Raw genomic sequence first — 22934 nt, forward strand, 5'->3', positions numbered from 1 at the left:
CTCACCCGGCGAGGGCGGGGCCGGCGACCGAGCCCGGGTCCGGGACCTCAGCGCACGAGCGCCTCGTCGGTGAAGGCCTCGCGGAGCTGGGTCTCCTGCTCGGCGGACAGGTTGGTGAACAGCAGGTCCGCCTGCTGCCCGGCGAAGGCCTGCTGGACCCGGTCGAGCACCGCGTCCTGCGAGAAGACGAAGAGCGCGGAGGTGCCGGGGGTGATCTCCTCCTTGGCGCGCCGCACGAAGTCGTCGCTGATGCCGACGTCGGTCAGCCTCCCGGCGAGTGCGCCGGCCGCCGCGCCGATGGCGGCCCCCAGCAGCGGGACCAGGAACAGCAGACCGAACAGCATGCCCCAGAAGGCCCCGCCGAGAGCGCCGCTCCCGGTCAGGTCGTGGAGCTGACGGGTCCGGGGCTTCTTCGCGTCGGCCGGCCACGAGACGGTCGCCGCGTCCAGCACGGTGATCAACCGTTGTTGCTCCAGGCTCCGGAGCGTGGCGACGGCGTCCTCGGCGCCGTCGGGCGTGGCGAAGCGCCACACGCTGAGGGTGGACATCGGGCCTCCTTCCGCGAGCGTCGGGCGACGCTCGTCCACCACGACCGTGCCCGGGTCCCCCGGTGGACGCATCGTCCGTCCCGGATGAGGACGACGGGGCGGGGTCCGGGCCCGCGCCAGTCGAGGGCACTCTGACCCCCGCCATCGGGGGGCGGCACGGCCACCCGGTCTCCCTGCGGGCCGATGGTCCCGGTCGCAGGGGCCCTGGGGACCGGGGGGTGGGTGCGGGCCGTCGACCATCCTGGGGTGGCGGGGGACGACGGTGGGCACCGTCGTCGTCCGTCCTCCTGCGGAATGGGTGAAACCGGCGATGAGCACTGCTCCGGACATCGCAGGAGGCGACCGCTCCCGCGGCGGTCCCCTCCTCACGACGAAGACCGCGGCTCCCCGGATCCGCACACCGGTCGTCGACCGGCCCCGCCTGCTGCAGCTGGTCTCCCGCGGCGTCGAGGGCCTGCTGACCGTGGTCAGCGGTGCGGCCGGGTCCGGCAAGACCCTCCTGCTGGCGTCCTGGTGCGCCAGGACCACCCCACCGGGCCCGGTGGCCTGGCTGACGCTCGAGCCGGAGGACGACGTTCCCGGCGAGTTCTGGACCTACGTCCTCGCCAGCCTGCGGCGGGCCGGGGCCGGGCTCCCGGACGACGTCGGCGTGCCCTTCCTGGCAGGCAGCGTCCCGCATGACCTCCTGGCCCGCCTCGCCGACGCCCTGGCCACCGGCGCGACCCCGGTGGTGCTCGTGCTCGACCGGTTCGAGGTCGTGAGGGACCCGCAGGTCCACCGCGGGCTCGACTTCGTCCTCCGTCATGCCGACGGCAACCTGCGGCTGGTCCTCCTCACCCGGGACGACGGGGCGCGATGGCTGCGCGGCTACGAGCTGCGTGGGGAAGTTGCCCGGGTCCGCAACGGCGACCTGGCGTTCACCGGTGCGGAGGCCGGCGACCTCCTCCGGCGACACGGCATCGGACTGCCACCGGAGACCCTGACCGCACTCACGGAGCGGACCCACGGCTGGGCAGCGGGACTGCGGCTCTCCGCGCTGGCCATGCAGCAGCGCCGCGAGCCCGCCGCCCTCGTGGCGGCCCTGCCGGGGGCGGACCCCACGCTGACCGGGTACGTGGTGGCCGAGGTGCTCGAGGCCCAGCCGCCCGACGTGCGTGACTTCCTGCTGAGCACCTGCGTGGTGGACCGGGTGTGCCCGGCCCTGGCCGACGCGTTGACCGGCCGGGCGGGCGGGGAGATGGTCCTGGCCCGCCTGCAGTCGGCGAACGTGCTCACGACCGCGGTGGAGCAGGCCCCCGGGTGGTACGAGTACCACCCCCTGCTGGTCCACGTCCTGAGGGGTGAACTCGGCCGGGAGCGCCCCGGGTCGGTCGAGGAGCTCCACCGGCGGGCGTCGACCTGGTTCGACGGCGCGGGCTGCCTCGTCGAAGCCGTGCAGCACGCGGCGGCGGCGGCGGACTGGCCGTTGGCGGCGGCCCTGCTCGTCCGGCGCCTGGGCATCGGGCGGCTCCTCGCGGGCCGGGAGGCGCCCCAGCTCGACGCTGCGCTGCGCGGGCTCCCGGCGACGGGGGGCGGGGCGATGCTCGCCGCCGTCCGTGCCGCCCGCGCCCTGACGGCGTGCGACCTGGACGTCTGCCGGGAGCAGGTGGGCCTCGCCGAGGACCGCGCACCGGAGGAGGCGGAGTCCGACCGCCCGCTGCTGCTGGCGTCCACCGCGGTCATCCGTGCCCTGCTGGCGCGGATCGACGGTGACCTGCCGGCCGCCGAGGCCGCGCTCGCCTCGGGCGAGGCGCAGCTGTCCCGGACGCGGGAGGCGGGGCAGCACCACGACCTGCTCGCCCTGCTGCTGTCCAGCGTGGCCGCCGTCGCGTTCTGGGCCGGGCGGTTCGACGAGGCCGACCGGGTCCTCCGCCACGGGCTGGTCGTGTCCTCCGGCCCGGAGTGCCGGTACCCGCGGCTGGACGTCCTGGGCCGGCTGGCCGTCCTGGAGGCCCTGCGTGGGCGCCTGGGGCAGGCTGCCGAACTCGGACGCGCGGCGATCACGCTCGCCGACGACCTGCGTCTGCCCCTCGCCCACCGAACGGGGACCGGCGACCTGGCCCTCGCGCTGGTCGCCGTCGAGCAGGGCGACCAGACGGCCGCCCGCCGGCACGTGGACCACGCGTCCCGGAGCGCGGAGGCCCGTCACGACCCCCTCGTCGCCAGCCTGGTGCCCCTGGTCAAGGCGGTCGGGTACGCCGATCACCGGGACGTCCGGCGCGCGCTCTCGTCCCTGGCCACCGTGCCCGCCGTCGTGGGCGGCCGGCCCTTGCCGCCGTGGCTCGCGGACCGGCTCGCGCTGACCTCGGCCCTGGTCCACACCGATCGGCGGGACGCGGCTGCCGCGACCGCCGCACTGGACAGCGTGGGCTCACCGAGCGCCCAGCTGACCGTGCGGCGGGCCGCACTGGCCCTCGCCACCGGCGATCGGGGCCGCACGGCCGCGTTGCTCTCCCCGGTCCTGGCCGGCGACGTGGTCGACGGCGCCGGCAGCCGGATCGAGGCCTGGCTGCTCGCAGCCCAGCTGCACCTGGTCGAGGGCTCCCGGCCGCTCGCACGCGCGGCACTGGACCGGGCCCTGACGCTGGCCAGGCCGGAGGGTCGACGGCGGCTCCTCCTGCGGCCCGGCCCCTCGGGCAGGGGCCTGCTGTCCGCGTTCCCCGACGTCACGGGCGCGCACGCCTGGCTCGGGCTGGCCACCCCGGCCGGGTCCGGCACCCCGGGGCGGACGGAGGGGCCAGGCACCGAACAGCCTCGGATGCCGGTCGAGCACCTGACCGAGCGGGAGGCGACGGTGCTCGCCCGCATGGCCCAGGCCATGTCCGCCGAGGACATCGCCAACGACCTCGTCGTGTCGGTCAATACCGTCAAGACCCACCAGCGCGGCATCTACCGGAAGCTCGCCGTCTCCCGGCGCAACGACGCCGTGCGGCGGGCACGGAGCCTCGGGCTCGTCTGAGCCGACGCTCCTCGTCCGCTCGCACTGGTCCTCGGAGCGCACGTCACGACCACCGAGGTCGCGCACCGCGCGGCTGCGGCGGAGCCGGCGGCGGCGACGGGCTCCGCGAGCAGGTCGGCGCACGTGTGGGTGGACGCCGTCACGGGCTTGGCGCCTGACTCCTCAGGCGTCCGGTTCGTGGTGCGGGCGGGTGACCGACTCGATGTAGTGCTCCATCGCGGCGTCGACGCGGCGCGTGTCCCCCGAGACGGCCAGGTCCATCTGCAGGCCGCGGACCTGGGCGAGGAACCCGGTGGCCGTCCTGCGCGCGTCGCGCCGGGACATCCCGTGGGTCTCGAGAGCCGCCTGGATGGGGCCGAGGAAGTCGGTGACGAGCAGGGTGGCCAGGGAACCGAGACGGCCGGGCTCGCGCACCTCCAGCGCCACCAGCTCGAACAGGAGCACGAACTGCCGGCGCTCGGCCGGTCGGCACAGCTGGCGCCAGGCGGCCCGCATGGCGTCGGCCGGCGAGTCCGGTGCCCGTTCTGCTGCGGAACGGACCAGGTCGTCGAGCAGTGCTCCACGGATGGTGGTGACCACCTCGACCACGAGCTCCTCCTTGGTCCCGAAGTGGCGCAGGAGGGTCCCGTGGGTGACGCCGAGCGCCTTGGCCATGGGACGCAGTGACAGCTCCGTGATGCCGTGGTCGAGGACGTACTCCACCGCGGCGGCGAGGAGCTCAGGACGGCGGTGCTCGAAACGTCTCGCCCGTCCGTCCACCCGGACCTCCGCACTCACCGACTCACCCTAGAAGACCCTCCTGGAGGCGGTCTCCCGCCGATCCGGTACCCCCGACATGTCCTGACCGAGTGGTTTACCAAACCACGTGGTCCGCGTAGTCTGAAACGGGTCGGACCGGTGCCTCGGCCCTCCCGGACGTCGACGTCCCGGCCCGACCCGTCTCCTGACTGCTGACTCGAGTCGACCGTCCTGCGAGGTGCCTCATGCGCGTCGAACCCCGCCCCCTCGTGACCGTCGGCCTCGCGGTCGGCTACGTCGGCATCGTGGCGACCACCTGGGCCGTCGTCGGCCTCGACTACGACTCGGTGGGTGACTCGACCTCGACCGTCCTCCGGGGCATCGTCCTGCCGGTGGCGATCGCGTCGGCCTTCACGGCCGCCGTGACGAGCTACCTGGGGTGGTGGGGACCGGCGATCCGCGAGGAGCTGGGGGCGCCGCGCTGGCTGTGGGTAGTGCCGGTCCTGATGGTGCTGCCGGGGCTGGGTTCCCTGCTCGGAGGTTCCGGTCCGGCGGACCGCGCGCCGGGTTACCTGCTGGCGCTGGGCGCCGGCACGCTGCTGGTCGGGTTCGGCGAGGAGATGCTGACGCGGGGCACCGGTCTCGTCGGTCTGCGCGGTGGGTTCCGTGAGCCGATGGCCTGGTTCGCCAGCTGCCTGCTCTTCGGGCTGGTCCACGCCCTGAACGTCTTCTTCGGCCAGTCGTTGGGGTCCACGGTCCAGCAGATCGCCCTCGCGTTCGTCGCCGGCTCCGTCTTCTACCTCACCCGGCGACTCGCCGGCACGCTGGTCGTCTGCATGGTCCTGCACGCGTGGATCGACTTCACGACCCTCGGGTTCTCCGACGCCGCGCGGGACGCGGAGTCGACCTCCACCGTCCTCGGCCTGACCCAGTACCTCGCGTTCGTCCTCGCGATCGTGGGTGTGGTGATCGTGCTGCGTCGCGGCAGTGGTGAGCGTGAGCGCACGCCGGCCGCCCAGCCGGCCGGCTGAGCCGGAGGACGGCCGCGCCGGTGACCACTCCCACCAGCTCACGGACCAGGGCGCGGACATCAGCGTCCGACCCGCGGTCGCCGTCGGTACGACCGACGCCGTCGTCTGCTCGCTCGGCGCGTCGAGGACCCGGCAGCTCCCGGGCGTCGGGTGCGGCGGGCTCCCCCCGGCGCCTCGTGCGCCGGGGACCCCGGTCCTGCCTCCTCGACCCGCCCCGCCGCTGATGGAGGTCCCGGGCTCGCCCGCGTCCGGCCCGTGGAGACGAGGCCGGGCCGGGGAGCAGGAGAACTCGCGCAGGCGCCGGGTCCGGCCGTTCGACGACGCCTCGCCGGCACTCGACCGGTTCGGCGCGGTGCTGGCGCTGACCGTCGTGTCGATCGTCACGCTGTCCCTGATCGGCGTCGGCCCGGACGGGACCGGCTCCGCCGGCGCTGCGTCCACCGTGGTCGTGACCGTCCTGGTGGGCGCCACGCTGATCCTGGCGCTGCGCGCGTCCGGTCTGGCACGACGCTGGGTCCACGTCGCTGACGGCCTGGTCACCCTCAGCACCCTGGCCGCGATCTCCGCCATCGTCGTCGACGCGCTGACGCCCGGCCGCCTCGAGAGCACCGACGGCGTGGGACCGGTCGTCTGGATGGTCCTGTCCGGACTCACCCCGGCGGCGGTCGTCCGGCGGCTGCTCCGCCACCGGGAGGTGGGACTGCGCACCGTGACGGGAGCGATCGCGGTCTACCTGCTCCTGCCCATCACCTTCTTCTTCCTGTTCCTGGGCGTCGAGGCGACCCAGGGCGACTTCTTCGGCCGCCCCGAGGGGACGACGACGTTCATGTACTTCAGCTTGGCGACGATCACGACCACCGGCTACGGCGACCTGACCCCGGTCACGCCCCTGGGCAGGCTGCTGGCCAGCGCCGAGGCGTTGACCGGCCAGCTGTTCCTGGTCACCTTCGTCGCCCTCCTCGTCGGGCTGTTCGGGCAGCGGTGGCGGGCCGGGCCGACGGCCTCGGGGGGATCCCGCGGCGAAGCGCCGGAGAAGTGAGACGCGGGCCCTCGACGCGCACGTCCCGGCGGTGCTAGCCGGTCCCGCTGCCGCCCCGGTCCGAGCCGGTGTCGGGTCTCCCGCCGACGAGGTCGCGCAGGCGGTCCCACCGCGCCCGGTAACGCTCGCCGAACCGTTCCTGCGCTCGATCGAGCTCGGCGCCGGTGTACCGGCGTCGCGCCCAGACCGAGGTCGGCTTGGCCAACCGGAGGGCGCCGACGGACGCCACGACCGGCACGACCACGCCGATCAGACCGGTGGCGATCTTCCCCTTCCCGATGCACACGGCGGCCGTCGCCAGGTGGAGGAGCACCAGCACCGGGTAGAGCCAGCTCCCGAGCACCTCGCGGTCCGCGGCCGGACCGACCGGCGTCGCCTGGAGCAGCAGGACGAGTCCGAGCACGGCTGCGACCAGGACCGCGTCGATGGACTTCCGTCCGTCCTCACCCCAGTAGACGTCGTCCAGGTGGAACCACAGCGCGAACTCGTCGAGGGCCAGTGCGGCGCCCGCCCCGAACGACGCCGCCAGGACGTCCGTCCACGGCGGTCCGGGGTCGAAGCGGAACTCCAGCAGACCCGTGAGGAGGACCAGCAGGATCCCCCACACCTGGTGGTGGACGTGCACGCCGGCGATGTAGACGTCCCGGAGGCGCCCGGCCTGGGCGGGCCGCTCGCTGGTCGGCGCGGCGTGGCCCTGCCTGGCACGGATCCGTCGTGTGACGCCTCGCGTGACCGCGAAGGCCCCCAGGAAGCCGATCAGGGCCCAGAGCGCAGCCGACCGGCCGGTGTCGACGAGCACTCGCTGGTACCAGTCCACGGCGGCTCTCCCATCTGGAGCGACGGGACGGCCAGTCTGCCAGGGACGGCGCGCACCTGGCCGTGGTCAGGCCGCGGTGCCTCCTCATCCGCAACGGGTCAGGCCGGACACCAGCGCCCCACCTGTGGTGCACCCGACAGGCTGACGTCCCGCTCGGTGGTGCGCGCCGCTCCCCGTCGTGACCTCCCACCGCGGGCGAACCGGCGGCGAGCGGCGCGCGGTGTCCCGCCGAGAGCCCGGGGTGCGCAGCCTCCCCACCCGTCGGCTGCGCGCTGTACCTTCCCGGCCGATGACCGAGGGGCCGGGTGAGTTCGCGGAGCGGCTGCGCCGGTTCCGCGAGCGGGCCGCGCTCACCCAGGAGGAGCTCGCCGAGCGGGCCGCGCTCACCGCCAAGGCGGTCAGCGCGCTGGAGCGGGGCGAGCGCCGCCGTCCGTACCCGCACACCGTCCGCGCGCTGGCCGGGGCCCTGGGCCTGGACGACGCCGAGCGCGACGCGCTCGCGGCCGCCGCGAAGCCCAGGACCGTCGAGCGCCCACCGGTGCCGGCGCCGGCCGTCCCGCTGCTGGGCCGCGACTGCGAGCGCGCCGAGCTGGTGCGGCTGCTGCACGGCGGGCGGCTGATAACGATCACCGGACCGGGCGGGGTCGGCAAGACCAGCCTCGCCCTCGACGTCGCCCGCGCGGTCGGGCGCCCGGCCGCCGTCGTGGAACTGGCACCGGTGACCAGCGCGCGGCTGGTGGTGCCCACGCTGGCCGGCGCCCTGGGCCTGCGTCAGTCGGGCACGCCGCTGCTCGACGCGGTGGTCGCGCACCTCGCCGGCCGGCAGCTGCTGGTCGTCCTGGACAACCTCGAACACCTGCTGGACGCGGCCGGTGACGTGGCGGAGCTGCTCGCCCGGGCCCCGGGCCTGACCGTGCTGGCGACCAGCCGTGCGCCGCTGCGCGTCCGCGCCGAGCACGAGTACCCGCTGCGTCCGCTGCCCCTGCCGGGCAGCGGCCACCCGGACGACGTCGGCCGCTCCCCCGCCGCGCAGGTGTTCCTCGACCGTGCCCGGGCCGCCGGCGGCAGCGTCGTCCTCACGGACGGCACCGCCGCCGACGTCGCCGCCATCTGCCGACGCCTCGACGGGCTGCCCCTCGCGCTCGAGCTGGCGGCCGCCCACTGCCGCTTCCTCGCCCCCGATGCGCTGCTGCACCGGCTCGACCAGGCCGTCAGCTCGCCCCGCAGCCGGGACCTCCCGGAGCGACAGCGCACCATCCGGGCCACGCTCGACTGGAGCCACGACCTGCTCACCTCCACCGAGCAGTTGCTGCTGCGGCGACTGTCGGTCTTCGCCGGCGGGTTCTCCCTGGCCGCGGCCGAGCACCTGCAGCCCGACGCGCTGCCCGCGCTCGAGGGGCTGGTCGAGCAGTCGCTGGTGGTCGCCGATGAGGGCCGGTACCGGATGCTGGAGCCGGTCCGGCAGTACGCCGCCGTGCGGCTGACCGGGGCGGGCGAGACGGCGGTGGTCGCCGACCGGGCGGCGGACTTCTTCCTCGACCTGGCCGCCGGCGCCCGCCCGGGGCTGCAGGACGCCGGCCAGCGGCGCGCGCTCGACCGGCTCGCCGCCGAGCACGGGAACCTCGGGGCCACCTTCGCCCGCCTGCTCCACGCCCGCCGGCACGGCGACGCGGCGGTGCTCGCCGCGCACAGCTGGATCTACTGGGCGCTGCGCGGCTACGCCGTCGAGGGGCTGGGCTGGGTCACCCGGATCCCCGCGGAGGGCCTGGGCGACGTCGAGCGCGCCGCCCGCGGGACCGCGCTCGCCGGGCTGCGCTACGCCACCGGCGACCTCGCCGGCATGGTGGCACCGGCCGACGCAGCTGTCGCGGCCGCCCGCGCGGCCGGGGACGACCCGCTGCTGGCCGAGGCGCTGATGCTGCGGGCGTCCGCGGCGCTGTTCCTCGACGACCCCGCGACCGCCGCACCGCACGTGGACCGGGCGCGCCGGGTCGCGCACGACTCGGGCAACGCCTGGGCCGAGGCGCACGCCACGCAGGTCGAGGGACGGCGGTTGCTGCGCCTCGGTGACCTGACGGCCGCGGCGGCGGTGCTGGCCGACGCCGAGCGGCTCGCCCGGGCCGCCGGCGCCCCGTTCACCGTCGCGACGGCGCTCAACGCCCGGGCCACCCTCGCCAGGCTCAGGGGCGAGGACGATGCGGCGCTCGACCTGCTGATGGAGGTCGTGCAGCTCGCTGCCGAGGTGCCCACGACGTGGAACCTGGCCTACGCGCTGCCCGACCTCGGGGCCCTGGCCGCCGAGCGGGGGCAGCCGGAGCTCGCCGCGGAGCTGTTCGGTGCCGGTGCTGCGGCGGCCGCGCTGACCGTCGCCGTCCCGCCCGATCCGGAGCTGGCCGGCCGCTGGCTCAACGCCGCCCGCGACGCGCTGGGCGAGGCCGCGTTCAGGGCGCTGTGGGAACGCGGCCGTCACCTGCGGCCGGCCGACGTCCCCGATCTCGCCGCCCGGGTCAGCCGCGGACGCGGCTGACGTACCTCCGGTACCGCCACGCGAAGACGGTCCTCAGCAGCAGGCGCACCGGGAGCGGGACGTTGGCGTACATGTCCGCCGCCTCCTCCGGGGTCGCCTCCTCCACGACCATCCAGAACATCAGCGGCAGCTCCGACCTCGCCATCTGCCCGAAGCCGTGCTCGGCGAGCTGGGCCCACTCCTGCTGGCTCACGTGCCGGGCGGCCAGCGGCAGGATGTGCTCCTCCTCGTCGCCGAGGTGCTCCAGGAGAGCGGCGTGCAGGGCCTCGAAGGTGCCCGCCACCTCCTCGGTGACCGCCGGGCGCGCCTCGGCCTCCCAGCGCGGCAGCGTGGCCTGCAGCCGCTCGACGAGCTCGTGCAGGCCCTGGTGCTGGGCCTCCATGCGCTCGATCAGCTCGGCGTCGGGCGGGCAGCGGTCGAGCAGCTTGGGCCAGAGCAGCTCGTCCTCCCCGCTGTGGTGGTAGTGCAGGCCGGTGAGCACACGCCGGCCGTGGTCGGCGAGGACCGCGGCGCGGGCGGTGTCCCCGGCGGCCACGGAGCGGGCGAGGCGGGGCATGAGCCCGAACTCGCGGCGGAACGCGCGGTGCACGGTGACCATGTCCGACACGTCGGTGAGCTGGGTGTTCGCGGTGTGCGTCATGCCCAGGAGCCTGGCGGTCGGCGGACGGACACCCCACCCACAGCGCCCCCACACCGACCCCCACACCTGCGCGTTGTCGTCGCTGCGGTCGGTGGACGACCGCTCGATGTCGGCGCATCGGGTGAGTCGGCACCTCGATCCACCGCGACGGCACGCGGTGGACCCGGGCCGCGAGGGGTGCGGTCGTCCCTCGAGCACCGTGCGCCGGGACCCTCGCGGGTGACCCGCCGACAGCACCCGGCCGTCGGGTCGACCTCCTGGCGGGTGCCCGGCGATCAGGCAGCCGTCGACCCCGTGCTGGCCGCCGACCAGCCGATCCCCTGAGTGCCTGCCGGCGTCGCACTCACCTCGCCGGGCAGGAATCCTCCGGGCCACGCCACACCGACCACACGAGGGCGAGGGTGCTCGTGGTCAGAGCAGCCGTACGGAGCAGGTCCGCCCGCAAGAGGCTGTCGATGATGGCAGAGGACCGGCCGACCCGGTCCAGCCGGTCGTGCATGGGGATCGCCCAGAGCACGGTCGACGCCACGGACACGACTCCGGCGACGCTGACGAGCGCGGCGACAGGCCGGGGCACCCCGGCGGGCCTGGTCCATTGACATCGCCACGGTCTGGGCGTGGCTCGCCCACCGGCCCGAGCTGCTGACCCCCGCGGCCCGGCCCCGGGTGCGCGCCGCGGTGCGCCGCTCGCTGGTCGGTCCGGCCGTCTACGCGGCCAGCACCGCCACCGCGCTGGTCAGCGCCTCGGTGGCCTTCGCCCTCTTCGCGGCGGCCCTGTTCTTCGCCGTCTCCGGACGCCGCGGCTCCGCCGCCGACGACGCGACCGCGGACGACGACGGGGAGGACCGGGCCGGCGGCGGGCTGCGCCGCCCGACGGCGCCCTCCCCGCCGGCCGGCCCGTAGCAGCGCCAGGGTCGACGAGGGCCGGCCGGCGGACCGTCGAGCGGCGACCGCGGACGTGCCCGCCCGGCTGAGCGGGCCTGCTGCCGGGCGGGCGGCTACCGGCCCCCCTCGCCGCCGACGGTGTGGCAGGCGCGCAGCCCGGCCCAGTCGACCTCGGGACGCGGCAGGCCCCGGGCGGCGAGGTAGCGCCCGGCGGTGGCCCGGCACCGGCGCAGGAACGCCACGGCCGTGACCGGGTTCGTGCTCGCGCCCGGCACGTACCGCTCCACGGTCAGCGACCAGCCGGCCTCCTCGCGAGTCAGCCGGCCCACGGCCGAGAAGCTGCGCAGCCTGCCCAGGCGCTCGTCGTGCGCGTGGCACAGGATGCTCGCCGGCCCCTCGCGGAGCAGCTCGTCCGGTCCCGTGCCCAGCAGCAGCGCGCCCGACGAGGTGAGGTCGTGCACCACCACCCGCGTCGAGCGGGGCACCCCGCGCTCGTCGGGCCAGGACAGCACCGCCGACGGGTAGCGGCGCAGCTCCCGGTGCACCTGCCGGGCCGGCGCCGGCGCGCCGGGGCGGTCCGGCAGCGCCATCGGCGGGGACACGGTCCGCGGTGCGGTCTCCCGCACCTCGACCGAGGTCGGGACCACCGTGATCACGAGGCGGAAGTAGTACCAGTCCAGCCAGCGGCGCACCGGTGCCGGCGCGGCGTACATCCGGCTGCCGGGCTGCCGCTCCGCCAGCCGCCGCCACAGCGGGGCGATGGGCTCGGCGTCGGTGATGATCTCCTCGGGACAGCTGGCCGTCCCTTGCACCAGGACCTGCGGCGGTGCGTCCATCCCGCTGCCGGTCGGATCGGAGAACAGCAGGCTCACCCGACCGTCCCGGCGGATGTTGAGCGCCTTCTGCGGCAGGCCGATCGACGTCGTCAGCCACGCGGTGCCCGCCTCGGCGTCCCAGATCGGGACGACGGGCCAGGCCAGCGGCGCGCCGCTGCGGCTGAGGGTGGCCAGCTCGCAGCTGCGGTAGGCGTCGACGACGGCGAGGAGGTCGGCCGGCAGCGGCCCGGCGCCCAGGTGCTGCACGGTGGTCATCGGGCGCTCTCCGCGGTGGACGCGGTCGGCACCTGGTGGTTGGCGTGCAGGACCCCGCGCGGGTCCAGCTCGTCCCGCAGCCGGCGCAGCGTCTCCCACACCTGCGCGGAGTAGCCCACCGACGCGTCGCAGGGCCGCTCCACGAAGTTCAGGTACTGCTGCCCGGTCGCCCAGGGCGCCATCGCCTCCGCCAGCCGCGCGGTCCCGGCGAGCCCGGCGGCGGTCACCTCGGGGTCGATCGGGACGAAGCCGCCGAAGACCACGAAGGCGCCGTCCAGGTGCGTCAGCGCCGCCGTCGGGGAGGGCACCGACAGCTGCCCGCCGAGCTGGCGCAGCTCGGCCACCATCAGCCCGGTGCCGGGAGGGGCCGCGGCCAGGAACGCAGCGCTCCCCTCCGGCGGCAGGTCGCCGACCATCACCGTCTCCGACAGCGCCGGCGTCGGACCCTCGGGGTCCATGTGCAGGTGCGTCAGAGCAGCGGGGGGCAGGTCGGCGAAGGTGTCGAGCTCCGGGCCGAGGGCCCGCAGCGGCGCGAGGACGCCCGCCGCGGTGGCCGGGTCGGCGAGCACCGCCCCGTCGACCATGACGATGTCCCGGCCGCGCAGCGGCGCGGGGACCTCCGGCAGGGGCGGCACGCTGAGGAGCCGGAAGGACGTCGTCACCTCCGGAGGGGCCTCCCGCGCCCAGTCCACCCAGGCCGGCAGGACCTCCGCGGCACGCGTCGCGTCCCAGACCAGCACCCCGGCGTGCGCGGTGGTGAGCTCGAAGGCCTCGATGGTCAGCTCGGTGACCACGCCCAGGTTGCCGCCTCCCCCGCGCAGTGCCCAGAGCAGGTCCGGGCGGTGCTCGGCGTCGACCCGCACCACGGAGCCGTCGGCCAGCACGAGCTCGGCGGCGACGATGGAGTGCGCGGCCAGGCCGCGGGCCCGGGCGTACCACCCCATCCCACCGCCGAGGCAGTAGCCGACGACGCCGACGTCGGGCGAGGAACCGTGCAGCACGGCCAACCCGTGCGCGGCCGCGGCCTCGACCGCCTCCAGCCACAGGGTGCCCGCGCGCACGGTCACCCGCCGGGCGTCCGGGTCCACCACCACCCCGGTCATCGCCGCGGTGCGCAGCAGCACCGTGCCGGAGAGGTCGCCGAGCGGCCCGGCGTTGTGGCCGGTGCCCTGGGGCGCCACGCGGAGGTTGAGCGCACCGGCGGCGCGCAGCACGTCGGCGACCTCGCTGGTGCTGGCCGGATAGGCGACGGCGGCGGGGCGCTGGTCGACGGCGAGGTTCCAAGGCCGGCGGGCGTCGTCGTAGCCGGGGTCACCGGGCAGGTGGACGGCGCCGCCGCACAGGCGGCGCAGCGCCGCCAGGTCGGTAACGGAACGGGGTCGGTCGAGAGTGGTCACGGTCGGTCCTCCAAGGGGGGGGTGGTGCCGCCACCGTGGCCCGGGCCCCTTGCAGCCCACTTGCAGCCCACTTGAGCCGGGTCCGGGAGGGGGTGTGGCCGCCGACCCGGCCCGCGGTCAGCTGCCCGGTACCACGGAGCGGGAGGCGCACCGCCGGGACAGCTCCGCCGACAGCTCGGCCTGCAGGCCGGCCGCCCCGGACAGCCGCGCGGCCCGCTCCGCCGCCTCGAGCAGCGCCACGGCCTCCGCGCGCGGCGCCAGGCGGGCGAGCGCCGCCTGGGCCCGCGCCAGCTCCAGCCGGGACCGGGTGCCGGCCAGCAGGGACACGGACTCGCGCAGCGCCTCCTCCCCACCCGCGCCGCTCACCTCGCCCAGGACCCGCAACGAGCGCCCGAGGACCCGGGGCGCCCCCCACGCCCGGGCCAGCCGCACCTCCTCCTCGGCCGTCTCGACCGCTTCCTGGTGGCGGCCGAGCGCGCCGAGGGCCGCCGCCCGCAGCGACCGCCAAGGTGCCCAGACCGGGTTGTCCCCGGCCGCCAGGAGGGTGGCGTCGCTGTCGAGCCGGTCCAGCGCCTCCCGCGGGCGCCCTTCCGACAGCAACAGCACCACCTCGGCCTCCGCCCACAACCGTGCGCCGTCACCCAGGCGGCTGCGCCAGCCGTGCGCGTCGAAGAACGCCCGGGCGCCGGCGGTGTCGCCACGGTCGAGCCGGACGCCGACGACGAAGGCCTCCCCGTAGCTGATCCCGACCGCCGGCGCCGCCCACCGCTGGCTCTGGTCGATCGCCGTCATCAGGGACGCCTCGGCGGCCGGCAGGTCCCCCGCCCACCACGACGCGTGCCCGTGCCACAGATGGGTGGACAGTGCCGCGAAGAGCGATCCCCGCCGGTGGGCGAAGTCCCGCGCGGTGTCCCAGAACGGCTCGACGTCCTCGCCGACGATGTCGAGGACGAAGGCAGCCACCACCCAGAACAGCCCCGGGTCGTCCGCCAGCAACCGGCCGTCGGTCAGCGCCCGGCGGGCGAGCTCGGCGCAGCGGGAGCGGTCCCTGTTGGTCACGACCAGCTCCCAGGCCGTGGCGGCGGCCAGCATGCGGGCACCCGGGCCGTCCCCGGTCGGTGGCGGGAGGTCCTCGGCCCCCGGCCCCGACGGTGGGACGGCGTGCATGTGGCCGCCCACGCGCGCCAGGGCGAGCAGGGCCTGCCGGACGTCGTGCAGCTCCGGTCCGGCGTCGTCCGGCACCTCCGCGGCGGCGCGCTCGGCGAACCGGACGACCTCTCCGCGGGGGCCCGCGAAGACCAGGGTGAACGCCAGCCGCACGGCCGTCCGGGCACGGTCGGCCGGGTCGGTGGACGACCGGTGCGCCTCGCGCAGGTGGCCCAGCGCGGCCGCGCCGTCGGTCAGCGCCTCGAGCCCACCCAGTTCGGACAGCACCGCCACGCGCTCGGCACCGGGCCGCAGCTCGTCCAGGAGCCGGCGCAGGTACCGGGCCGCGCTCTCGACCGCCCCCCGTTCCGCCGCGATGCGCGCCGCCTCGCGCAGCACCTGGGCCACCGCGGGGTCGCCGCGCGGCGGGACGAGGAGCACGTGCGCGGCCAGCTGCTCGGGGCTGGCCCCGGCCGCACCGAGCACCCGCACGGCGCGTTCGTGGGCGAGCTCGCGCTCCCCGGGCAGCAGCGAGCGGTGGACGGCCTCCCGCACCAGCGGGTGCACGAAGGACAGGGGGGGCCTCCTGCTGATGATCTCCGCCGCCGCCAGCGCAGCCAGCGCGCTGCCCGCCTCGGCCTCGGACATCGCGGCCAGCGACGCGACCTCGGGGAGCGCCGTGCCGTCGCCCAGCACCGCCACCGCGCGGGCGACCGCGCCGGCCTGCTCGGGCAGGCGGCCCAGCCGCAGCAGCACGATGCCGGAGACCGCTCGGGACCCGATGGCCGTGACCGTGTCGGCGTGCGACGCGTCCGGTGGCACGCCGTCGCTCTGCAGCGCACGCACCAGCTGCTGCAGCAGGAGTGGGTTGCCGCGCGTCGTCCGGTGACAGGCCGCGAGGAACGCGGGCGCCGGGGCGCGGCCCAGCCGGGCGCCGACCAGGTCGGCCACCCCGGAGGCGCTGAGCGGAGCAGGCCGCACCGACTGGACGGCGGGGTCGCCCGCCAGCTCGGTCACGAGCGCACGGTCGGCCGGGAACTCCCCGGTCCGCAGCGAGGCGGCCAGCAGGACCGGCAGCCCCTCCAGCCTCGGCACGAGGTAGGCGAGGAAGCGCAGCGAGTCGGTGTCGCACCACTGCACGTCGTCGACGACGAGGACCACCGGTCGCGCGTCGCTGAGCCGGCCGACGATCCGGTAGAGCGCGTGCAGCACGGCGAAGACGCCGTCGCGGCGCGGTCCCTCCTCGCCCACGGATCCGGGCGAGGCGCTGAAGACGCCGGCCGCGGGCGCACCCACCCCCTCCAGCAGCTCCACCGGCGCGCCCGGGTCGGTGACGAGCGGCTCCAGCAGCTGGCGGACGACCCCGAACCCGAAGTCCTGCTCGAGCACGGTGCCCCGGGCGGTGACCACCCGCGCGCCGCGGGCGGCCGCCATCCGCCGTACCTCGGCGAGCAGCCGGCTCTTGCCGATGCCGGCGGGCCCCTCGACGAGGACGGTGCTCCCCACCCCGCCGAGCGCGGCGTCCAGCGCACCCTGCAGCGCGACCAGCTCCCCGTCGCGCTCGACCATGCCCGTCTCCGGAACGGGCGATGGCGAGGCCGGCGCCGGGTCGGGCACCGCCCCCCGGCCGGTCCGGGCGCCGTCCAACGCGGGCGCCTGGGCCAGCACCTGCTGCTCCAGCTCCCGCAGCGCCGGCCCCGGCTCGATGCCGAGCTCGTCGGAGAGCACCCGCCGGGCGCGGCGCAACGCGGCGAGTGCGTCGCTCTGCCGCGAGGCGCGGTACAGGGCGAGAGCCAGCAGCCGCCACCGCTCCTCGCGCAACGGCTCCGCTGCGGTCAGCACCTCCAGCTCGGGCACCAGGACGGCGGCCGGCTCCCCCGCCTCGAGCCGGGCGTCCAGCAGGTGCTCGACGGCCACCTCCCGCAGCTCCGCCAGGCGCGCGCACTCGGCGTCGGCCCAGGGCTGCCCGGCCCACTCCTGGAAGGGGTCACCGCGGTAGAGGGCCAGGGCGGCGGTGAGCAGGTCGACCGCGTCCGAGGGCCCGGCCGTGACCCCCTCGGCCACGAGGCGCTCGAACCGGCGGACGTCGACGGCGTCGGCGGGCAGGTGGCAGGAGTAGCCGGCCGGTCGCCAGGTCAGCAGCCCGCGTTCCCGCGCGGGCCGGTCCGGCTCCAGCACGCGCCGCAGGTGGGACACGTAGCTCTGCAGCGCCGCCCCCGGCTGGGCCGGAGGGCACCCCGCCCACACACCCTCGACCATCCGGTCGACGGTGACCGGGGCACCCCGCGCGACGAGCAGCAAGGCGAGCACCGCGCGCTGGCGCACGCCGCCGAGGTCGAGCGACACGCCGTCGCGGTGGGCCGTCAGATCGCCGAAGACGGAGACCGACAGACCGGTGCGCTCTGCCTCGTCGCGGTGACGCCGGTCAGGCTGCACGCGGGCATGGTGCTCGCCGCCGGACCCGGACGGCAAGGACCTGCGGGACGGCGCGGACCGGGCGCCGCCCGCCCGCGGGTCGCCCTCGCGCTCGGGCACGTGGCCGTCCCGCGCGGACGCCGCCGGGACGGGTGGCTCCGCCCCTGTCAGGGGAGCCCGGCGCCGGTCGCCCGGGCCGCGACCGCTCGCTCGGTGGCGCGCATGACGTGCCCGACGAACGGCTCGACGAGGCGCCAGTAGCGGGCGAACTGCCGCCGCGACGCGGGATCGGGCACGGCGGTGCGGGCCTCGTAGCTGAGCAGCGTCCGGCCCCGCCCGTAGGGGCGCAGGGAGAAGCCGACCGCGATCCGGCCCCAGCCGGGCTCGGCGAACGCGGTGAACTCGGCGGGGCCCCCGACGTCCCGCCAGGTGATGTCCGGCTGCCAGAACCGGCCGACCGCGCCGAGGGCGAGTTCGCGGTGCTCGCGGCGCCCCAGGCTCAGCCAGCCCTCCAGCGGGACGTCGCCGCCCAACGGCAGCGCGGCCGGGGCGGGACGGCCCCGGTCACCGCGCATCCGGGCCGGCAGCCCGCGCACCCAGAACGCGGCATCCAGCAGCGGGGTGTGCACGGTCATGAGATCGGTCGCCAGCAGGGCGTCCCAGGTGGTGACCAGGTCGGCGTCGACGACGAGGTGCTCGGCGCGGGTGACGTCGAAGGCCGGCAGCGCGTCGTCGATGAGCATGGGGTCGGCGTCCGGCGCGGGCGTCGTCCGGGGGGTCGCGGTGTCCGACCGCGCGGTGCTGTCCATGCGCCGAGCCTGCGGGGGCGGGGACCGTGGAGCCAGGGACGAACGACCCGGCCGGTGACGGCTGGACGTCCGCTCCCAGCGGTCGATCCGATACGGCCGGGTCCGGTCTCGTGACGTCGCGCAAGCGGGCGGTGACGTCCCGACCGCGCACGCCGGGGGTCGTGGGAGCGCTCTTGCGGGGTGCGGAAAGGCGGTGACGAGACCGCGCGGTCTCGCTAGCGTGCGCGTCGCACCCGTCGTCGCCGGGTCCGCCGCCCGGCACTCTCCCAGGGGAGCTCCCATGGGCCGGTCGTTCGCGTCCCGCGTCAGCCATCCGCGCCTCAAGTGGGTGGTGCTCGTGTTCTGGCTGCTGCTGGCCGCCGTCTCCGCGCCGCTGGCCGGTGCGCTCACCGACGAGCAGCAGAACGACGTAGCGGCGTGGCTGCCCTCCGACGCGGAGTCGACCCGGGCCCTGCAGCTGCAAACCGAGCTCGGCTCCGACCCCGACCTGATCCCCGCGGTCGTGGTCTACGAGCGGAGCACCGGGCTGACCGCCGAGGACACCGCCGCGGTCGAGGCCGACGTCGCGGCCTTCGGGCAACTGGAGGCCCTGGACGGCGCCGTGGTCGGGCCGCTGCCCGCCGAGGACGGCCAGGCGCTCCAGCTCATCGTGCCGCTCAACGTGGGCGCCGACGGCTGGGAGCAGATCGCCCCGGTCGTCGACGACATCCGGGCCGAGGCCTCCGACGGCCCCGACGGCCTGGCCGCCTACGTGACCGGGCCGGCCGGCAGCGCCGCCGACTCCGCGGAGGCCTTCGAGGGCATCGACGGCACCCTGCTGTTCGCCGCGCTCGGCGTCGTGATCCTGATCCTGCTGTTCACCTACCGCAGCCCGGTGCTCTGGGTCCTGCCGATCTTCTCCGCCGTCATCGCGCTGTTCGTGTCGCAGGCGGTCATCACCCTGCTGGCCCGGCACGCCGACCTCACCGTCAACGCGCAGAGCGCCAGCATCCTCACCGTCCTGGTGGTCGGCGCCGGCACCGACTACGCGCTGCTGCTGGTCGCGCGCTACCGGGAGGAGCTGCGGCTGCACACCGACCGGCACGAGGCCATGACCGAGGCCGTGCACCGGGCCGGGCCTGCCGTGCTCGCCAGCGGCGGCACCGTCGTCCTGGGCATGCTGTGCCTGGTCGTGGCGGACATGAACTCCACCGCGGGGCTCGGGCCGGTCGCCGCGATCGGCGTCGCCGTGACCCTCTGCGTGCTGATGACGCTGCTGCCCGCGCTGCTGGTGATCTGCGGGCGCTGGGTGTTCTGGCCGGTGCGGCCGACCTTCGGCAGCGCCGAGCCGAGCGCCACCGGGCTGTGGGCGCGGGTGGGCGCCCGCATCGCGCCCCGGCCACGCACCACCTGGGTGGTCACCGGCGCGCTGCTGCTGGCGGCCTGCGCGGGGACGCTGCTGCTGCAGCCCAGCGGCCTCACCCAGGCGGAGAGCTTCCGCGGCACCCCGCAGTCGATCGAGGGTGACGCGGTGGCCGCCCGGCACTTCCCGGCCGCCGCGGGCAACCCGGTGTACGTGGTGACCACGGCCGACTCCGCCGAGGAGGTCGCGGCGGCCACCGGGGCCACCGAGGGCATCGCGAGCACCCGACCGCCGCAGGTGGTCGGCGAGCGCGCACTCGTCGAGGCCTCGCTCACCGACCGCTTCGACAGCGAGGCCGCCTACGCCACCATCGAACGGCTGCGCGCGGCGCTGGACGACGCCGGCGACGGCGCGGCGCTGGTCGGCGGCAACACCGCCCTCAACCTCGACGTCCAGGACGCCTCCCAGCGCGACAACGTGGTCGTCATCCCGCTGATCATGCTGGTCGTGCTGGTCGTCCTGGGCCTGCTGCTGCGGGCGCTGGTCGCGCCGGTCATCCTGATCGCCACGGTGGTGCTGTCCTACGGCGCCGCACTGGGGCTCAGCGCGCTGGTCTTCGACTGGACGCTCGGGGTGACCGCGACCGACAGCTCGTTCCCGCTGTTCGTCTTCGTCTTCCTCGTCGCCCTGGGCATCGACTACAACATCTTCCTGATGACCCGTGTGCGGGAGGAGGCCGTCGACCACGGCACCCGCCGGGCCGCCCTCATCGGGCTCGCGGCCACCGGCGGGGTGATCACCTCGGCCGGCCTGGTGCTGGCCGCGACCTTCGCGGTGCTGGGCACGCTGCCGCTGACCTTCCTGACCCAGCTGGGTATCGCCGTGGCCCTGGGGGTGCTGCTCGACACGATCGTCGTGCGCTCGGTGCTGGTCACCGCGCTGACCCTGGACGTCGGCCCGCGCATGTGGTGGCCCAGCCGGCTGGCCCGTCGCCCGGACGAGGAGGTCGGCGCGGCCCGGGACGACGTGCCGGTGCGCAGCCGGTCGGGTGCCTCCGCCCGGTCCTGACCCGCCGCACCCCGACCACGGTCCCGCTCCGCGCCGGGACGTGCACCGACCACCCGGCGCGGTCGGACGTCGAGTCGTTCGTCCCCGCCGGCGGGGTCGTCGGGCCGTGTCGTGCCGCCCGCCGGCGGACCAGACTCGGCCCTCTCCCGAACCCGACGAGCAGTCGAGGAGCAACCGTGGACGTGCAGGAGCTGTTGACCGGAGCCCGGGACGCGATCACCGTCCGGCGGGTCTTCGCCGACCCGTACGAGAAGGACGGCGTCACGGTCATCGCCGCGGCCACCGTGGCCGGCGGTGGTGGCGGCGGTGGCGGGCACGATGCGGAGGGCGAGGAGGGGGAAGGCGCCGGCTTCGGTGTCGGTGCCCGCCCGGCCGGCGTGTACGTGATCAAGGGCGGGGACGTGCTGTGGCGCCCGGCGGTCGACCTGGACCGCGTGGTCACCGTGGTCGGGGCCGTGCTGATCACCTTCCTGCTGACCCGGGCACGCGTGGCGCGGGCCCGGCTGGACGCCCGGCCGCGCCGCCGCAGGTGAGCCGGCAGACCTGCGACGGGTGAGGGACGGCGTGGCACCCGGGGCGGTGGGACGGCCGTTCGAGCAGTTCTCGGCAGCCGCGGACGCGGTCGCCCGGGCACGCCCCGAGGTGGACCTGGCGACGGCGCGCGCGGTGTTCCCCGAGGCGGCGCCCCTGCTGTACGACGGCCTGGTCCTCGACGACCTGGACGGGGTCGTTCCGCCGACGCCGGCCGGTGCCGGGCGCCCGGCGCTCGGGGAACGCCTCGTCGTGCTCGTCCCGCGCCCGTGCGGCGGCGAGCACCTGCTCGCGCCCGGCGCGGCACGCCTCAGCCCGAGGAGTCGTGACGCGGCCCTCCCCGCAGAGCCGGTCCGTCCCAGCCGCGTGGGACTGGTGGACACCCACGACGAGGAAGCCGCCCTGCCGGGCCGACGCCCGACCCGGACCTCGGGCCCGGTGGAGGCGGACCACTCCTCCGAGTCCTGAGTCGGCCTCGGTCACCGGGACGCGTCCGTCTGCGGCCGCCGGCTGCCCGTCACCGGGCCACCACCGCCGACTGCTGGGCGATCTGGGTGTCGGTCAGCACCGTCGGGAAGATCGCGGCATGCGCCAGCCGACCCGACAGGTGGCCGTCCAGCGGCGCGGCCGGCCATCCCCACAGCCAGGCGTCACCGAACTGCCAGGACCCGGACCCCGACGCGATGCCGGTCATGGTGGGGTCCTGGCCGACCAGGGCACCGTCGACGTACAGCCGGGCGCCGGAGGGTCCCAGCGAGGCGCCCACCAGGTGCCAGGTGCCGTCGGCGACGACGGCCGCCCCGGTGAGGCCGCGCCGGACCCCGTCGTCGATCCCGAGGACGAGCCGGCCTGCGGTGTCCACGTACAGCGCCAGCCGGTCGGCGAAGGCGACCAGTGAGCCGTCGCCGGTGGTGCGGAGCCAGACCTGGACCGTCGTGGTCGTCGGGGAGGCCTGGCCACCGGGCGTCGTCAGCACGTGGGTGGGCAGCACCCCCGAGACCAGGTCGACGTTGAACGCCGCCGCCCGGGTGTCGGTGCCGCCGCACGCGGGGCCGGGCTGCCCCAGGACCTGCCCGATGGCGTAGGTGCCGTTGGCCGCCGCCCCGAGGGTGCCTCGGTTGGTCGCGGTCTGCGGGAACAGGAACGAGGTGGGTTCCTGCATCGGGTAGTAACGGGTGGCGCCGACCGCTCGGACGGCGGTGTCACAGCTGGACCAGGTCGCCGCCCACGCCGCCGTGGCGGTCGTCCGGCCCGTGAAGGCCGCGTGCGCCGACGTCGGCGGGGCGATCGCGGTGGCCGCGGCCAGCACCAGGACCGCCGACCCGGTGACCACCTGGACGTGGCTCGGCCGACCACGGCCGCCGGGCGGGTGGGGCAGGACGGGGACGACGGCGGCCTCGTCCGGGCGGTACAGCAGACCGAGGCCGCCCGAGGCCACCACGGCGGCCAGGACGACGGTCAGCGGCAGGAGGTCGCCTCCGCGCGCCCAGACGACCAGCAGGCCGACGGCCGGCACCCGGAGCGTCGCCTTGCCCACCAGGTCCCCGGTCGGGACCGCGGAGGAGTCGACGGTGGGATTGGCGTCCCCCTTGAGGTGCAGGCCCGCTTCGTCGAGGGCGACCAACCGGTGCAGGCGGTGCGCGCCGGGGCGGTCCGGGTCGGCCACGACCACGACGTCCCCGGGCGCCAGCTCCACGGCCGGGACCGGCCGCGACAGCACCACGTCGCCGATGTGCACCCGGGGCTCCATGGAGCCGGAGAGCACGACGTCGGCGCTCCAGCCGATCGCCGTCGGCGCCACGGTCCAGGCCAGCAGGGCCACCCCGGAGGCGAGCAGCGACCAGGCCGCGGTGCTGGCCAGCCACGCCGTCCACCCCGCGCGCCAGTGCCGCCCCACTCCCCCGCGCTCCAT

Annotated in this window: 17 protein-coding genes; 8 read left to right on the forward strand and 9 right to left on the reverse strand. The window is 76.2% G+C overall.

Annotated features, from left to right (window positions below; all coding sequences use genetic code 11):
* Nucleotides 1–47: 47 nt before the first annotated feature.
* Entirely contained in the window at nucleotides 48–548 is a 501-nt protein-coding gene (locus tag ACGBYP_RS12170; protein WP_411584375.1) for a DUF1269 domain-containing protein, read from the reverse strand.
* A gap of 310 nt (nucleotides 549–858) precedes the next feature.
* Here ACGBYP_RS12170 and ACGBYP_RS12175 point away from each other — a divergent pair, with 310 nt between their 5' ends.
* Nucleotides 859–3546: a LuxR C-terminal-related transcriptional regulator gene (locus ACGBYP_RS12175; RefSeq protein ID WP_411584377.1), complete on the forward strand. Its 2688-nt coding sequence runs from the start codon at nucleotides 859–861 to the stop codon at nucleotides 3544–3546.
* Between the two features lie 162 nt (nucleotides 3547–3708).
* On the opposite strand, the gene ACGBYP_RS12180 is transcribed toward ACGBYP_RS12175, so the two are convergent.
* Entirely contained in the window at nucleotides 3709–4323 is a 615-nt protein-coding gene (locus ACGBYP_RS12180; RefSeq protein ID WP_411584378.1) for a TetR/AcrR family transcriptional regulator, read from the reverse strand.
* Between the two features lie 206 nt (nucleotides 4324–4529).
* Between ACGBYP_RS12180 and ACGBYP_RS12185 the strand changes: the two genes are divergently transcribed.
* Nucleotides 4530–5315, forward strand: coding sequence for a lysostaphin resistance A-like protein (locus ACGBYP_RS12185; RefSeq protein WP_411584380.1), 786 nt, complete (start codon nucleotides 4530–4532; stop codon nucleotides 5313–5315).
* A gap of 223 nt (nucleotides 5316–5538) precedes the next feature.
* Nucleotides 5539–6354 carry a potassium channel family protein gene (locus ACGBYP_RS12190; protein ID WP_411584382.1) on the forward strand — a complete coding sequence of 272 codons (816 nt, stop codon included), beginning with the start codon at nucleotides 5539–5541 and terminating at the stop codon, nucleotides 6352–6354.
* Nucleotides 6355–6388: 34 nt separating this feature from the next.
* On the opposite strand, the gene ACGBYP_RS12195 is transcribed toward ACGBYP_RS12190, so the two are convergent.
* The gene (locus ACGBYP_RS12195) at nucleotides 6389–7171 is read right to left on the reverse strand and encodes a hypothetical protein (RefSeq protein WP_411584384.1); all 783 of its coding nucleotides are present in this window, start codon (nucleotides 7169–7171) and stop codon (nucleotides 6389–6391) included.
* Nucleotides 7172–7460: 289 nt separating this feature from the next.
* Between ACGBYP_RS12195 and ACGBYP_RS12200 the strand changes: the two genes are divergently transcribed.
* Nucleotides 7461–9698 carry an ATP-binding protein gene (locus tag ACGBYP_RS12200; RefSeq protein ID WP_411584386.1) on the forward strand — a complete coding sequence of 746 codons (2238 nt, stop codon included), beginning with the start codon at nucleotides 7461–7463 and terminating at the stop codon, nucleotides 9696–9698.
* Here ACGBYP_RS12200 and ACGBYP_RS12205 read toward each other — a convergent pair.
* Nucleotides 9679–10338, reverse strand: coding sequence for a hemerythrin domain-containing protein (locus tag ACGBYP_RS12205; protein ID WP_411584388.1), 660 nt, complete (start codon nucleotides 10336–10338; stop codon nucleotides 9679–9681). The genes ACGBYP_RS12200 and ACGBYP_RS12205 overlap by 20 nt on opposite strands.
* Nucleotides 10339–11016: 678 nt before the next feature.
* Here ACGBYP_RS12205 and ACGBYP_RS12210 point away from each other — a divergent pair.
* Nucleotides 11017–11241, forward strand: coding sequence for a hypothetical protein (locus ACGBYP_RS12210; protein WP_411584390.1), 225 nt, complete (start codon nucleotides 11017–11019; stop codon nucleotides 11239–11241).
* 95 nt (nucleotides 11242–11336) lie between these two features.
* Here ACGBYP_RS12210 and ACGBYP_RS12215 read toward each other — a convergent pair whose 3' ends face one another.
* The 4 genes from ACGBYP_RS12215 to ACGBYP_RS12230 all read right to left on the reverse strand — a co-directional run bounded on the left by ACGBYP_RS12215 (nucleotide 11337) and on the right by ACGBYP_RS12230 (nucleotide 18081).
* Entirely contained in the window at nucleotides 11337–12314 is a 978-nt protein-coding gene (locus ACGBYP_RS12215; protein ID WP_411584392.1) for a pyridoxamine 5'-phosphate oxidase family protein, read from the reverse strand.
* On the reverse strand, nucleotides 12311–13711 hold the full coding sequence (locus tag ACGBYP_RS12220) for an FAD-binding oxidoreductase (protein ID WP_411584393.1): 1401 nt from the start codon (nucleotides 13709–13711) through the stop codon (nucleotides 12311–12313). Before ACGBYP_RS12220 ends, ACGBYP_RS12215 begins: the two co-directional genes overlap by 4 nt.
* A gap of 117 nt (nucleotides 13712–13828) precedes the next feature.
* Complete coding sequence (locus ACGBYP_RS12225; protein WP_411584395.1) at nucleotides 13829–17293, reverse strand: BTAD domain-containing putative transcriptional regulator; 3465 nt, start codon at nucleotides 17291–17293, stop codon at nucleotides 13829–13831.
* 146 nt (nucleotides 17294–17439) lie between these two features.
* The gene (locus ACGBYP_RS12230; protein WP_411584397.1) at nucleotides 17440–18081 is read right to left on the reverse strand and encodes a hypothetical protein; all 642 of its coding nucleotides are present in this window, start codon (nucleotides 18079–18081) and stop codon (nucleotides 17440–17442) included.
* A 280-nt stretch (nucleotides 18082–18361) separates the two neighbouring features.
* On the opposite strand from ACGBYP_RS12230, the gene ACGBYP_RS12235 reads away from it, so the two are divergent.
* The 3 genes from ACGBYP_RS12235 to ACGBYP_RS12245 all read left to right on the forward strand — a co-directional run bounded on the left by ACGBYP_RS12235 (nucleotide 18362) and on the right by ACGBYP_RS12245 (nucleotide 21490).
* Nucleotides 18362–20491: an MMPL family transporter gene (locus tag ACGBYP_RS12235; protein WP_411584399.1), complete on the forward strand. Its 2130-nt coding sequence runs from the start codon at nucleotides 18362–18364 to the stop codon at nucleotides 20489–20491.
* Nucleotides 20492–20667: 176 nt separating this feature from the next.
* Nucleotides 20668–21024 carry a hypothetical protein gene (locus ACGBYP_RS12240; RefSeq protein WP_411584401.1) on the forward strand — a complete coding sequence of 119 codons (357 nt, stop codon included), beginning with the start codon at nucleotides 20668–20670 and terminating at the stop codon, nucleotides 21022–21024.
* A 31-nt stretch (nucleotides 21025–21055) separates the two neighbouring features.
* Nucleotides 21056–21490: a hypothetical protein gene (locus ACGBYP_RS12245; RefSeq protein ID WP_411584403.1), complete on the forward strand. Its 435-nt coding sequence runs from the start codon at nucleotides 21056–21058 to the stop codon at nucleotides 21488–21490.
* Between the two features lie 49 nt (nucleotides 21491–21539).
* Here the strand turns inward: ACGBYP_RS12245 and ACGBYP_RS12250 are convergent, their stop codons facing one another.
* Nucleotides 21540–22934: a signal peptidase I gene (locus tag ACGBYP_RS12250; RefSeq protein WP_411584405.1), complete on the reverse strand. Its 1395-nt coding sequence runs from the start codon at nucleotides 22932–22934 to the stop codon at nucleotides 21540–21542.

The organism is Modestobacter sp. SSW1-42 (genome assembly GCF_046635825.1).
GTDB lineage: Bacteria > Actinomycetota > Actinomycetes > Mycobacteriales > Geodermatophilaceae > Modestobacter.

Coding starts and splice junctions, on each gene's coding strand:
- ACGBYP_RS12170 (WP_411584375.1), bottom strand. CDS start 548: ATGTCCACCCTCAGCGTGTGGCGCTTCGCCACGCCCGACGGCGCCGAG.
- ACGBYP_RS12175 (WP_411584377.1), top strand. CDS start 859: ATGAGCACTGCTCCGGACATCGCAGGAGGCGACCGCTCCCGCGGCGGT.
- ACGBYP_RS12185 (WP_411584380.1), top strand. CDS start 4,530: ATGCGCGTCGAACCCCGCCCCCTCGTGACCGTCGGCCTCGCGGTCGGC.
- ACGBYP_RS12190 (WP_411584382.1), top strand. CDS start 5,539: ATGGAGGTCCCGGGCTCGCCCGCGTCCGGCCCGTGGAGACGAGGCCGG.
- ACGBYP_RS12200 (WP_411584386.1), top strand. CDS start 7,461: ATGACCGAGGGGCCGGGTGAGTTCGCGGAGCGGCTGCGCCGGTTCCGC.
- ACGBYP_RS12205 (WP_411584388.1), bottom strand. CDS start 10,338: ATGACGCACACCGCGAACACCCAGCTCACCGACGTGTCGGACATGGTC.
- ACGBYP_RS12215 (WP_411584392.1), bottom strand. CDS start 12,314: ATGACCACCGTGCAGCACCTGGGCGCCGGGCCGCTGCCGGCCGACCTC.
- ACGBYP_RS12230 (WP_411584397.1), bottom strand. CDS start 18,081: ATGGACAGCACCGCGCGGTCGGACACCGCGACCCCCCGGACGACGCCC.
- ACGBYP_RS12235 (WP_411584399.1), top strand. CDS start 18,362: ATGGGCCGGTCGTTCGCGTCCCGCGTCAGCCATCCGCGCCTCAAGTGG.
- ACGBYP_RS12250 (WP_411584405.1), bottom strand. CDS start 22,934: ATGGAGCGCGGGGGAGTGGGGCGGCACTGGCGCGCGGGGTGGACGGCG.